This is a genomic window from Aeribacillus sp. FSL k6-2211, from assembly GCF_037966125.1.
GTDB classification, from domain to species: domain Bacteria; phylum Bacillota; class Bacilli; order Bacillales; family Aeribacillaceae; genus Aeribacillus; species Aeribacillus composti.
The window spans coordinates 1527894-1540680 of record NZ_CP150190.1; the positions used below are offsets into that span (position 1 = coordinate 1527894).

Here is a 12787-nt window from a genome sequence, read left to right on the forward strand (position 1 = left end):
TGCCGAAACTTGCGTTAATTGTAAAAAATTCTTGAAATGGCACTAAACTCTTTGATATAAGAAAAAGTAAAACGGAGCATTCAATTCTCCGTTTTACTTTCCGACAATTTTATAGTTTTTATGATTAACTACTGTTTTTTGTTCCAGATCCATTTCCCGAAAGTTTTCCATGTACGTAAGATCGACGATGACGGAATTTTCATTTACTTTTTCGACAATTCCTTTGAGACCGTCTTTAAATTCAATAACATCTCCAACTTCAGCAATTTTCATTTGTTCTCTCCTTTTTTATGGATTTTCAAATATTTTGCATGATTTCTTTAGAATTGTAAAGTTTTTTTGGACAATCGCAAAAAAATAGGTAAAAAGTTTCCATTGCTCGGTAGACTGTTTTTCATAGAAAAGGAGATGGTCGAGTTGACAAATCAAGAGATACAAGACATTTTAAACAAGCTTCGTGATGGAGAACTGGAAGAATATTGTGTATCAAAGGAAGATTTTATGGCGTTTCGCAAAGTGCTGATCGAAAGGGAAGATTTTAAACATTTTCATGGAACAGCAAAACGCGGTGGCAGCATTGTTTACCGATATACAAAAGATCCAAGAAGCTGACCGATGTCAGCTTCTTAATTTTTGGCACATCTTCCCCTTAAAAACTGCTATTAAAGACTGTTCACTGTTCTTCCCGTGCCTTTACGGCATATTTCTTCAATTTTTTTAATGCTCCTTTTCTCCAATTTTTTACTTTGTTGACTGTGACATTTAGCTCCTCTGCAATTTCCTTCTGAGTTTTTCCTTCAAAAAAATACATGGTAAACCAAATTCGTTGAGCATCTGATAAAGCGGGGGCAATCCGTTCATATAAATCTCTTGCTTCAATGTCTGTATATGGAAAAAATTCCAATTTAGCAGCTATTATGTCATTCGCATGAAGAACATGCCTTTCTTTATATGTTTGTTTTTTCCTTAATTCTGTCATGAGCGAGCCTTTTATCGTTGCATAAGCATAAGTGGCAAACCGTCCTTTCTGTTCGTCATAATTGATGCTTGCTTTCCAGAGGGCGATCGCTGCTATTTGAAAAAACTCGTCTTGGTCTGTATAAATATTTAAAGTTTTCATAATGTGAAAAATTAAAGGGCGAAAAGCAGTTAGCATCTCCTCAAATGATTGATTCTTTTCCACGTGTGCGCATCCTTTCAAAGAGCGCGCTCTTTTTTTTTCCGCGGTAATACAATCGTAAACGGTGTAAATCATTTGAGCGAATCATCATGATTAAGATGACCCGCGTCCAATTGTCTGGGAAATTCAATTTTCTATATAGGAAAATACAATTATTTCGTTTCAGCCTCCTCCGTTTTCACCATTTTCCTCCTTATTTCTATAGAAGAAATTTAATTGAATAAATAAAAAGATGGCTTGAAAAAATAATGGAAAGAGGTGGGATGAATGAGCCGAATGTATAAGCAAAATTGGAAAAGAAAAGATTCAATTGAAAAATTGTTTGCTGTCTTCCGCAGTTCTACTGATTTTATTCAATATGACGTCAATACAAGCCATATCAAATATTGGATTTCATATTTTGAAACGTTAGTGGATGTAAATATATTAAATGAAAACATTTTAAAGCCGATTCACTCAAAATATTGGCAGTCATTAGAAGAACTAAAAAACATTTTACCGGTCAAAGATATTTTTTTAACCATTGATACGGATTTAATGAAGGAAAAGCTTTTGGAAGGCTTTGTTATGATTTCGCTAAGCGAATATGGATCTCCGTGCTTGCTCGTTAATGCAAAATTAAACAAAGCTAGAGAAGTTACACTCCCGGAAGTGGAATTTACGGTCATCGGTCCGAAAGAGGCGTTTGTTGAGTCCATTGAATCCAATATTAATTTAATTCGAAAACGATTGCCGATTGAAGAGCTGCGCATTCGGACTTTAAAAATTGGCAGGCTGACGCAAACGAGATTAGCGATCATCTATATAGAAGGCATAGCGGATGAGGAAAATGTATTTACGGTTTGGCAAAGAATTTCTAATATCCAAATTGATCAAGTGAATGATAGTTCGTACATTACGGAAATGATCTCTGACAATCATAATTCTCCCTTTCCTCAGCTGTTGGATACGGAAAGACCGGACCGTGTAGTTTCCATTTTGGCGGAAGGGAAAATAGCGGTCATTGTGGACGGCTCTCCCCATGTATTAATCGGTCCGACAACTCTTGTCGAATTTTTCGCATCGTTTGAAGATTATTTTTTAAATTGGATTTTGTCTTCCTTTTTCCGTATTATCCGCCTGTTTGCTGTCTCCTTTTCCATATTGGCAACACCGATTTATGTAGCTGTTTTAAATTATCATTATGAGTTAATTCCAACTGATTTACTAAACAATTTTGTCACATCCAGAAGGGAGGTCCCAGTTCCGCCTTTTTTAGAGGCGCTGTTTTTGGAAGGAACGATCGAATTGCTGCGTGAGGCGGGCGCCCGGCTGCCGACAAAGGTTGGACAAACGATCGGCATCGTCGGGGGGATTGTAATCGGAACAGCTAGTGTGGAAGCAGGTTTAACAAGCAATATTTTGCTCATCATTGTAGCGCTTGCTGCATTAGCATCATTTACAACACCTGTCTATAAAATGGGCAATACGATCAGGCTTTTGCGTTTTCCATTTCTCATGTTTGCCGAAATGTACGGTCTTTTAGGAATCGTTTTATGCTTTTGTTTTTTAGCGACCCATCTTTTACGATTAACTTCTCTCGGACGTCCTTTTTTGGAGCCAATCTATCCTCCGAGAATTTCCGATTTAAAGGATGCATTCCTGCGTATGCCGTTTTCAATGATGAATGAACGTCCGAAACAGCTGCGGACGGAGCAGCCGAAGCGAATGGATGAAGAGAAATCGAGGGAAAATAAAGATATTGATGAATAACAGCGGAAGAGGAGGAATCCAACTTGGCGCAAATAGCAGAACGTCATAAAGTTTCCGCACCGCTCGTTTTTTATTTAGTGCACAGCACTCAATTCGGCATCGGTGTATTAGGTTTTCAAAAAAATGTCGTCAAGTATGCGGGACATGATTCATGGATTTCAGTTATTTTGATCGGTCTTATTGTTCATCTGTACATTTGGATGATCTATCAAATTTTGAAACGTTCAAGCGGAAGCTTAATGACACTGCAGCACGATTTGTTTGGAAAATGGGTCGGCAATGGATTGAACATTGTCTGGATCATCTATTTTTTTCTTGGAAGCTGCGCCATATTAATAGGATATATTGAAATTTTGAAGGTGTGGATGTTTGAAGATTTAAATATTTGGATTTATACCGCGATTTTTATGGGATTGCTTTATTACATTTTTAACGGTGGATTTCGGGTAGTAACCGGATTTGCTTTTTTTGGAGTGGTTCTGCCGCTTTGGATTTTTCTTACATTTTTAATTTTCCCGACTCGTTTTGCAGATCTTCAGCACCTCTTGCTAATTATGGATCATTCACCTCAGGAAATTTTCATGGGAACGATGCAGATGGTCATAACTGTTATTGGGTTTGAAACTCTTTTTTTGTATTACCCCTTTGTCAAAAATATTGACAAATCCCAAAAATGGGCTCATATTGGAAGTTTATTTACAACCTGTTCCTATATCATCATCATGATTGTTTCGATCGTTTATTATTCTGCGGAAGAAGAAATATTGCGCAATAAATGGGCGACGCTAGCGATGTGGAAAATTGTTGAACTTCCTTTTGTTGAAAGATTCGAATATATCGGTATTGCTTCCTGGTCTCTCGTCATCTTGCCGAATATTTGCGTCATGTTGTGGAGCGCCAAAAGAGGTATAACAGAAATTTTTGGAATAACAGAAAAGAAGGCAATCATTTCTGTTCTGGTCGTCATGTTTTTTATAGTCAATGTCATTGTTGATAAAGAAGATATTCAATTATTAAATAAGATCATCAATACGTATGCTCTTGGTATTGTATTTTGCTATATTCCGGTTTTATACCTCATTACGTTTGTACGGGATTTATGGAAAAGGAGAACATAAACATGTGGAAAATTCTCTCCTTCATTATGTTGTTCATGCTGATGCTTTATGGATGTCTGGATAAAGAAATTATTGATGATGTCAATTTAGTGATGGTTATTGGATACGATGTCGGCGAAGGCAATAAAATTAAAGGAACCATTGTTGCTCCTGAATATAAAAAGGAGCAGCCGGTCGACAGCAAGGTGATGACGGTCGAATCAGATTTAAGCAGGGATCTGATTTCCGATTTGCAAAAGGAGTCGCCAGCCCCTCTAGTTTATGGAAAATTGCAATTTGCTCTTTACAGTGAAGACGTAGCAAAACAGGGAATTGAAAAATATGTCGACTCGCTTGAACGAGATGCAAGCGTCGGTTCAAAGGTTATTTTAGCGGTCTGCAAAGGTGAAGCGAAAAATTTGCTGGAAGGAAAATATGGACAACAGGGGACTGCCACGTACTTTCGTAATTTAGTGGAGCATAATATGCACCGGGAAAATTTGCCGATTATCAATTTACACACATATTTGCGCAACTTTCGCATGAAAGGAAAAGACCCTTCTTTACCTTTATTAGAAAAGAAAAACGACCATGTCAAAATAACTGGACTTGCCTTGTTTCAAAAGGACAAAATGGTTGGCGAAATCGAAAATGATCAGCTTTTTTATTTTAAGCTTCTTTCCGATCGATATGTTAAAGGAATTCATACGATCACAATGGATGATGGAAATAAAGCATCTATAGAAAGCATCCGTTCGAAAAGAAGAGCGAACATCGATGAAAAAAATCCGTTCCATTTAACGATAGAGCTGGAAATTGAAGGGTATCTACGCGAATATTCGGAAGGGACTGTTCGTCCGGAAATCTTAAAAAAAGCTGAAAAAGCGTTTGAAAAGGAAATTGTGAAGAACAGTATGGAGATGATCGATATGTTTAAAGAGAAAAACATTGATCCGGTTGGATTAGGAGAAGAAATTTTAAGCCATGCGAGAGGTTTAAGAAAAGTGAAAAATTGGAGGGATATTTATTCAAAGATGGAAGTCGATGTGCATGCGGATGTAAAAATTACTGAAACTGGTGTGGTGCAATAATTCTAAATATTTGATTGCTTCGTTTTGCCAATGAAACGAGAAACCGAAATAACAAAGGCTGACTAAAAATTTTCCTCCCTCTTCCGATCCTCTGTCATGTTTTTGAACTTGTCTCATATGCATGAAATAAGAAAAGAGGGAGGAAAAATGAAAACTTTTTTTAAGGGAGCTCTGCTTTTAATCGTTGCTTCGTTTCTAGGGGAATGCTTTGATTTTATGATTAACATGGTATTGACGCGGGAACTTGGTGAAGAAGGCATCGGCCACTATATGTCGATCATGCCTATTATGTTTTTCATTATCGTGTTAGCAAGCTTTGAATTGCCGATATCTATTTCAAAATATGTGGCGGAAACTGAAAAGCCGTACCATTGGCCAATGTTGAAATATGCTTTTCGCCTAACTTTGTGGATCAGCATTTGCTTCAGCTTAATTGTTTTTTTGCTGTTTCCTGCTCTTCCGCCGCTAAAAAGCTATCATCCTTCCGTTACGGTTTTATTTGTACTGCTTGTTCCGATGATTTCTTTTTCCTCTATTGCTAGAGGCTATTTAATGGGCACGCAGCAAATGGGGAAAATTGCATTTGCAAATGGATTTCGCAAGCTTGTTCAGCTTATTCTGCTCATTTTGCTGTTCAACCTGTTTGAATTTTCTCCTGAAATGTCTGTCATTGCAGGGTTAAGCTCATTTATTGCAAGCGAAGCCGTTATTGTTCTTTATTTGCTTACCGTTTATGTCTATCAGGCGCAAGAACTAAAAAAAAGCACGCTCGCTTCATCCAAAACAGCTTTGATCCGGCGGAGTTTATTTCGTGTCTCTGTTCCAACGACAATTTTGCGCATTTTTCATTCTATGACACATGCGATTCAGCCGTTTTTAATCAAATATGCATTAATGGCAGCAGGTGTTTCGGAGGTTGGAGCGACAGAACAGTTCGGTCTGCTTTCCGGAGTTGCGATGACGATCGGCTTTTTTCCAGCGTTTATCGCTCATGCACTGTTGACGATTTTGATCCCAACTGTATCAGAAGCGTTTGCTAAAGGAAACCAGGAACTTTTAAAGAAGCTTTTGCAGCAATCGCTCGGAATGACAATGCTTTACGGAATACCTGCGATTGTGATTATGTTTGCTTTTGCTGAGCCGCTTACAAGTTTGTTTGTCAACGGAACTACTGCAACACTTTTTTTAAAGCTTTTATGGCCGTACTTTTTTACCCACTTTTTGATCATTCCGCTGCAAGCGTATTTGATCGGTCTGAATTTAATAAAGGATGCTTTGTTTCATACGGTTTGGGCGCATTTTATCTCGTTTGTCGTCATCTTTTTGCTTGGATCGCAGCCAGAATGGCAAATGTCAGGAGTTATTATCGGGCTCAATGCAGGAGGATTGCTGCAATTGTTAATGCATTATATGACAATATGCCAAAAAATCGGCATTGGCTATTGGTCGCTGAAGGAAAAACGTGTTCATTAAGATTTTCCGGGTTGTCTCTACTGTGATCTATCGCAGCAATAAATTATGAAATAGCGAAAGTCATCATTTTTCCATCATTGAATGGAAAAAAATAGTGCTCTCATGAAGGGGGAAGCGTTTTGAAAAAAACAGCTGCCTTGCTTTTTCATTTTCTGCTTATATCATGTGTGTTTTTTGGATGTCAAGAGAGCGATTTGAAACAAGAAAATGCACCGAGCAAAACAACTATGAAAGAAATAATAACGAAAGAAGATTCGAAAGTGCCCGCTAACAATTTTGTTTTGCCAACAACTGACGGCAAGATGGTAAAACTTTCGGATTTTAAAGGGAAAAAGGTCGTGATCAATTTTTGGACGACGTGGTGCCCTCCATGTAAGGAAGAATTGCCTGAGCTTCAACGTTTTTATGAACAAGCGGATTCTGAGCACGTCGCGTTTTTAGGAATTAACATTACTTCAGAAGAAGGGGGGAAAGAAGAAGTAAAGTCTTTTTTATCAAAGAGCGGATTTGATTTTCCTGTGCTTTTTGATGAAAAAGGCGAAGTCATGAAATTATACAAGGTTATGGTCATTCCCACTACTTTTATAATCGATGAACAAGGACAGGTGTTTAAAAAAATCATTGGTCCCGTAACAACCGAACAATTAAAACGTTTAACCGATTTGTAAAGCACAGCGAAGCTTCTGTGCTTTTTCTTTTTTAAAAAATAGAATTTTAATGCTTAACATATGAATCGACCGATTTTCCAACCAACGTTTTTGATCTGTAAAAAACCGTGATTGAGAATGATAATAATTATTAATATTAATTATTAATTTAAAATTAATATAATTATTACTTGAAAAAAATAATTGTTGATATATAATATACATATAGATGTTGATATTTTAATAGTTTTTTTACTAGTCGCCAAGAATAGCATATGGAATTCAATAGAAGTGAAGCTGAATTTTATTCTCAGTTAGGAGGTTGTAAGTGAGAATGGAAGCAAAGATGTTTCATAATACGGAATTATTTCAAGGGTTGAAACAGCATGTTGAAATGATTGCGGCCATTGTGTCAGGTGTTCTCATTTTTTTCGCTTGGCTGCTTAGCATAGATGATTTCAACATCATATCAACGATTTTATTTATTTTCGCATTCGTTATTGGGGGATTTGCCAAAGCTAAAGAGGGAATTGAAGAAACGATCCGCGAAGGCAAGTTGAATGTAGAGCTGCTGATGGTTTTTGCTGCTATCGGTTCGGCAATAATCGGCCATTGGCTTGAAGGAGCGATTTTAATTTTTATTTTTGCCCTAAGCGGCGCATTAGAAACGTATACAATGAACAAAACAAACAAGGAGATCTCTTCATTGATGGAATTGCAGCCTGAAGAAGCGCTGCTTTTAGTAGATGGACGGGAAGAAAAAGTGCATGTTTCCACTTTATCGATTGGAGATTTGATCATTGTGAAGCCCGGGGACCGCATTCCGGTGGATGGCCAGCTCATAAATGGTCATACGACAGTGGATGAATCAGCTATAACGGGCGAATCCCTCCCGGTTGAGAAAGAGCCTGGAAGTGAAGTGTATGCAGGGACTGTAAACGTAAATGGATCGATCACCGTTCGCGTAACGAAAAAAGCATCGGAAACGCTTTTTCAAAAAATTATTGAACTGGTGCAAAACGCCCAATCTGAAAAATCTCCGTCCCAGCAATTTATTGAAAAATTTGAAGGAACGTATGTAAAAGGTGTGCTTATTGCAGTGGCTGTTTTGATGTTTGCTCCTCCATTTTTATTAGGCTGGAGCTTTCAGGAAGCTTTTTACAGATCGATGGTGTTTATGGTAGTGGCTTCCCCGTGCGCGCTCGTCGCCTCGATCATGCCGGCGACGTTATCCGCTATTTCTAACGGGGCAAGAAACGGCATTTTGTTTAAAGGGGGCGTACATTTAGAGCGTCTTAATAAAATTCGGGCGGTCGCGTTTGATAAAACGGGAACTTTGACAAAAGGCGAGCCGATCGTCACGGACGTAATCGTACGCCCAGACGTCGAAAAAACAGAGCTGTTACAAGCAGTTTATAATATTGAGCGGCAATCCTCCCATCCTCTTGCCAAAGCTATTACAGCTTATATTCAGGAAAATGTAAAAGGACTGAAAGATGAATGGGTATCAGTGGATGAACATTCAGGGTTTGGAGTTTCTGCTTCTTGGAACGGGCAGAAAATATTCGTTGGGAAAGCTGCGTTTGTCGGAAAAGAAGAGGCTGAACAATTTCAAAACTCTGTTTCCAAGAAATTATACAAACAAGGGAAAACGGTTGTTTATGTTAAAGACGAAAAAGGAATTGCCGCAAGCATCGCTTTAAAAGATGTACTTAGACCTGATATGAAAAATTTGATGGATGAATTGAAAAGCAAAGGCATCTATACGGTGATGCTGACGGGCGATACGAAAGCGTCAGCTGAAGCCATTGCTAAAGAGGCATCCGTTGATGAATTTCACGGTGAATGTCTGCCTGAAAGCAAAGTTGACCGAATAAAGCAGTTGAATAAACAATTCGGCGTAACGGCGATGATCGGCGACGGTATCAATGACGCACCAGCTTTAAAAACAGCATCTGTCGGTATAGCAATGGGGGAGGGAACGGATGTTGCTTTGGAAACAGCAGATGTTGTATTAATGAAAAACGATTTAACGAAATTGATCAAAGCGATCGAATTGTCGCAAAAAATGAACAAAATTGTGAAACAAAATATTGCCTTTTCTCTATCGGTCATCGCCCTTCTCATATGTGCTAATTTCCTTCAAGTCATTGACTTGCCGTTCGGAGTCATTGGCCATGAAGGAAGCACCATACTTGTCATTTTAAATGGATTGCGGCTATTAAGATCATAAATAAGAAGAATAACAAGGCGGATTAAGCTATATGATCCGCCTTTTATTTTCTTTTAAAAAGTCATTTGGTTCAGAGTCATCGGGTCGTTTCGTTACAATTATGTATGCAGCTACAATAAAAATGAATCCAACCACCCACCCGATTACCGAACTGTAATAATACACATCAATTAACATCATGCCGATTATGGGTGACGAAAATGCCGCCAAGCAGAGGATCGGGACGATATTTCTTTTGATAAATGTCACAAAAAATACACTCCTTAACTCCCCCGATTGCTTTACCATTATTATTATACTAGAATGGTTTTATTTATAAAATATTCCGAGAAAAATGTAAACAACATTTAAAATAACTTTGAAGGTGAAAAATCCTCCACATTTCTTATTGATATGAATGTTCTTTTCGCTTAAAATGATATTTCATTGAATGGACACAATAGAGAGGAAGAACATCATGTGGAGAAAATGGATTGTTTTATTTTTTGGTTTGCTTGCATTATTTTTCGGATGGGAGCTTTGGCAAAAAGATGATTCAGCCGTAAACAATCGGTTGGAAGCCAAAGTAATTGATGTCGTCGATGGTGATACGATGAAAGTCATCGTCAACAATAAAAAAGAAACAATCCGACTTCTTCTTGTCGATACTCCTGAATCTGTACACCCAACGAAGCCTGTGCAGCCATTTGCAATCGAAGCAAGCAATTTTGCAAAAGAAATGCTGTCAGACAAAAAAGTTGAATTAGAGCTTGGCGTTAGAGAACGTGACAAGTATGGAAGATTACTTGTTTATTTATATATAAACGGACAAATGTTTAATGAAATGCTGCTTGAAAACGGGCTAGCCCGCGTCGCATACGTTCATCAGCCAAATACAAAATATGTAGACCGTTTTTTGGATGTTCAAAAAAAAGCCCAGCACAAAGAAATCGGAATCTGGAGTATAGAAAACTATGTTACAAACGATGGATTTAATGATAAGATTGGACAAGACGACAAAAAAGAGGGCTGCGACATAAAAGGAAACATTAATTCAAAAGGTGAAAAAATATACCATATGCCTGGCAGCAGGCACTATTATATAACAAAACCAGAAATGATGTTTTGTACAGAGGAGGAAGCAAAAGAAGCCGGATTTCGAAAAGCTGAATAACGAGAAAATCATTTAAGCGGGAAAATTTTTTGATATAATACATTTTATAAAACATGAGATGGCAGCAATTATTGAACTGCATAATGAGGTGATGGAATGAAACGAATAGCTGTATTAACGTCTGGCGGAGATTCTCCGGGGATGAATGCTGGAATACGTGCAGTTGTAAGAAAAGGGATATTTCATGGGTTGGAAGTTTATGGAGTATACCATGGATATCAAGGATTAATTAACGGTGACATAAAAAAATTAGAGCTTGGCTCTGTAGGGGACATTATTCACCGCGGCGGCACGATTCTCCAATCGTCGCGCTCTGAACAATTTAAAACAGAAGAAGGACAGCTTCTTGCGATTCAACAATTAAAATCATTTGAAATTGAAGGTCTTGTTGTAATTGGCGGAGACGGATCATACCGAGGGGCTTTGAAGCTGACGGAAAAAGGCTTCCCTTGCATTGGATTGCCTGGAACGATCGATAACGATATTCCAGGAACAGATTTCACGATCGGATTTGATACAGCTCTGAATACGGTTGTAAGGGCAATGGACCAAATTAGGGACACAGCGCAATCCCATGAGCGGATTTTTATAATCGAAGTGATGGGGCGGCATGCTGGTGATATAGCGCTTTGGGCAGGAGTAGCTGGAGGCGCTGAAACGATCTTAATCCCTGAAAGATCGTTTGACTTAGATGATATTGTCAAGCGGTTGGAGCATGGTGTTGAACGCGGGAAAAAACATTCCATTATTGCGTTAGCTGAAGGAGTTATGAGCGCATCAAAACTTGCCGATATTTTAAAGGAAAAATACGGCATTGAGACGCGAGTATCGGTATTAGGACATATTCAGCGCGGCGGCTCTCCAACTGGATTTGATAGAGTTCTTGCTTCCAGAATGGGAGCGAGAGCAGTTGAGCTTCTGTTAGAAGGAAAAGGCGGAAGAGCAGTCGGAATACAGAAAAACCAAATCGTTGATCATGATATTGAAGAGATATTGAAAGAAAAGAGCGAACCAATCGGAGAATTATATACGTTGTCAAAACAGCTTTCTATTTAAAAAGAGCGGACACCGCTCTTTTATTTTTTCATCCGTTCCGTTTTGTGATACACAATAGTTTTGCATTTACGAAGTCTCCTTTTTTAATGGGGTTTGACCACTTTCATAATAAAAGAGAGCACTTCGTAAATGCTTTTTTAATTTTGATGAAATTCATTACTCTAAAATTTAGTTTTATCCAAATAAAATATTGACGAAACCAAAGAGATTCCGTTTATTGGAAATGGTCAAAACGGCATCAACAGCCGTTGTCTGCAGCGACAGGGCTCCGTTTTCATTTCTTTTTTCACCTTTTTACATATTTGCTGCCCCTTTTTTTTCATTTCTTTATATAAAGAAGGTGAAAGGAGGTGCGAGCAAATGGCTGAGGTTCAACCGGTCAAATCACAATTGCGTCTTGTTTTTGAAGAAGGTTTTGATCATTCCGGCAAGCCGCTGTATCGCTATAAAAATTACAGCAATATTAAAACGTCAGCTAGTGCAGATGATTTGCTTAGAGCAGCCCAAGCAATTGCCAGTCTTCAAAAAATGCCGCTTGCCAAAGTGGAACGAAACGATACGCATCAAATTAATGCATAAGTAATCTGGGGGTGAAAAAATGTCTAAATCGCTCGATCTTCTTTTTGCCAATACGGAAGGAAAGACAGTCAGAATCAATGTTGATGAACCTAAGGATTCATTAACAGCAGAGCAAATTGGTCAAGCTATGGAAACAATCATTCAATCAAATGTTTTTACTTCTTCTGGGGGTTCGCTCGTTTCAAAAAAAGGAGCCAGAATTATTGAGCAAACGGTGACAGAATATACGATGAGCTGACGGAAGCGGCCTGTTTCCGGTTCGGGAACAGGCCGGATTTCAGATGCCATAAAGGGAGGGATTGGTTTGCACGATTGGCTGTCGTTTATCAGCGATGTCGGTTTTCCTATTGTTGTGACGCTCTATTTGCTTCACCGGATTGAAGGCAAGCTTGATGACCTAAACCATTCGATTCAAATGATCCCGGTTTATTTGACACAAAAAGAAAATTAATCTCTCTCGATTGATAGCAATCAAACTGTAAAAAGTTTGGTTGCTATATTTTTTTAATGTAATGTAAAAAAATGA

General features: G+C 38.3%; 15 protein-coding genes. 12 read left to right on the plus strand and 3 right to left on the minus strand.

Annotated features, from left to right (window positions below; all coding sequences use genetic code 11):
• Window positions 1-93 precede the first annotated feature (93 nt).
• Window positions 94-273, minus strand: coding sequence for a DUF2187 family protein (locus NSU19_RS07475; protein ID WP_063389354.1), 180 nt, complete (start codon window positions 271-273; stop codon window positions 94-96).
• Between the two features lie 135 nt (window positions 274-408).
• Here NSU19_RS07475 and NSU19_RS07480 point away from each other — a divergent pair, with 135 nt between their 5' ends.
• Entirely contained in the window at window positions 409-612 is a 204-nt protein-coding gene (locus NSU19_RS07480) for a hypothetical protein (RefSeq protein ID WP_063389456.1), read from the plus strand.
• Between the two features lie 61 nt (window positions 613-673).
• Here NSU19_RS07480 and NSU19_RS07485 read toward each other — a convergent pair whose 3' ends face one another.
• Window positions 674-1183, minus strand: coding sequence for a sigma-70 family RNA polymerase sigma factor (locus tag NSU19_RS07485; protein ID WP_063389353.1), 510 nt, complete (start codon window positions 1181-1183; stop codon window positions 674-676).
• 273 nt (window positions 1184-1456) lie between these two features.
• Between NSU19_RS07485 and NSU19_RS07490 the strand changes: the two genes are divergently transcribed.
• The 6 genes from NSU19_RS07490 to NSU19_RS07515 all read left to right on the plus strand — a co-directional run bounded on the left by NSU19_RS07490 (window position 1457) and on the right by NSU19_RS07515 (window position 9473).
• Window positions 1457-2932, plus strand: a complete 1476-nt coding sequence (locus tag NSU19_RS07490) for a spore germination protein (RefSeq protein ID WP_066248007.1) — start codon at window positions 1457-1459, stop codon at window positions 2930-2932.
• 23 nt (window positions 2933-2955) lie between these two features.
• Window positions 2956-4050: a GerAB/ArcD/ProY family transporter gene (locus tag NSU19_RS07495; protein WP_339199608.1), complete on the plus strand. Its 1095-nt coding sequence runs from the start codon at window positions 2956-2958 to the stop codon at window positions 4048-4050.
• 2 nt (window positions 4051-4052) lie between these two features.
• Entirely contained in the window at window positions 4053-5120 is a 1068-nt protein-coding gene (locus tag NSU19_RS07500) for a Ger(x)C family spore germination protein (protein WP_158640196.1), read from the plus strand.
• A gap of 147 nt (window positions 5121-5267) precedes the next feature.
• Window positions 5268-6593 (plus strand): oligosaccharide flippase family protein, encoded by a 1326-nt coding sequence (locus NSU19_RS07505; protein ID WP_066247952.1) that lies wholly within the window; start codon window positions 5268-5270, stop codon window positions 6591-6593.
• Window positions 6594-6712: 119 nt separating this feature from the next.
• A complete protein-coding gene (locus NSU19_RS07510; RefSeq protein WP_339195041.1) occupies window positions 6713-7261 on the plus strand; it encodes a TlpA disulfide reductase family protein in 549 nt (182 codons plus the stop codon).
• Between the two features lie 313 nt (window positions 7262-7574).
• Window positions 7575-9473 (plus strand): heavy metal translocating P-type ATPase, encoded by a 1899-nt coding sequence (locus NSU19_RS07515; protein ID WP_339199983.1) that lies wholly within the window; start codon window positions 7575-7577, stop codon window positions 9471-9473.
• Between the two features lie 27 nt (window positions 9474-9500).
• Here NSU19_RS07515 and NSU19_RS07520 read toward each other — a convergent pair whose 3' ends face one another.
• Window positions 9501-9722 carry a hypothetical protein gene (locus NSU19_RS07520; RefSeq protein WP_082829436.1) on the minus strand — a complete coding sequence of 74 codons (222 nt, stop codon included), beginning with the start codon at window positions 9720-9722 and terminating at the stop codon, window positions 9501-9503.
• Window positions 9723-9930: 208 nt separating this feature from the next.
• Here NSU19_RS07520 and NSU19_RS07525 point away from each other — a divergent pair, with 208 nt between their 5' ends.
• The 5 genes from NSU19_RS07525 to NSU19_RS07545 all read left to right on the plus strand — a co-directional run bounded on the left by NSU19_RS07525 (window position 9931) and on the right by NSU19_RS07545 (window position 12712).
• A complete protein-coding gene (locus NSU19_RS07525) occupies window positions 9931-10626 on the plus strand; it encodes a thermonuclease family protein (protein ID WP_063389346.1) in 696 nt (231 codons plus the stop codon).
• A 96-nt stretch (window positions 10627-10722) separates the two neighbouring features.
• On the plus strand, window positions 10723-11682 hold the full coding sequence (pfkA, locus tag NSU19_RS07530; protein WP_066247956.1) for a 6-phosphofructokinase: 960 nt from the start codon (window positions 10723-10725) through the stop codon (window positions 11680-11682).
• Between the two features lie 360 nt (window positions 11683-12042).
• Window positions 12043-12261 (plus strand): DUF1659 domain-containing protein, encoded by a 219-nt coding sequence (locus tag NSU19_RS07535; RefSeq protein WP_063389344.1) that lies wholly within the window; start codon window positions 12043-12045, stop codon window positions 12259-12261.
• A 19-nt stretch (window positions 12262-12280) separates the two neighbouring features.
• Window positions 12281-12499 (plus strand): DUF2922 domain-containing protein, encoded by a 219-nt coding sequence (locus tag NSU19_RS07540; protein WP_063389343.1) that lies wholly within the window; start codon window positions 12281-12283, stop codon window positions 12497-12499.
• Window positions 12500-12565: 66 nt separating this feature from the next.
• Window positions 12566-12712, plus strand: coding sequence for a YvrJ family protein (locus tag NSU19_RS07545; protein WP_063389342.1), 147 nt, complete (start codon window positions 12566-12568; stop codon window positions 12710-12712).
• Window positions 12713-12787 lie beyond the last annotated feature (75 nt).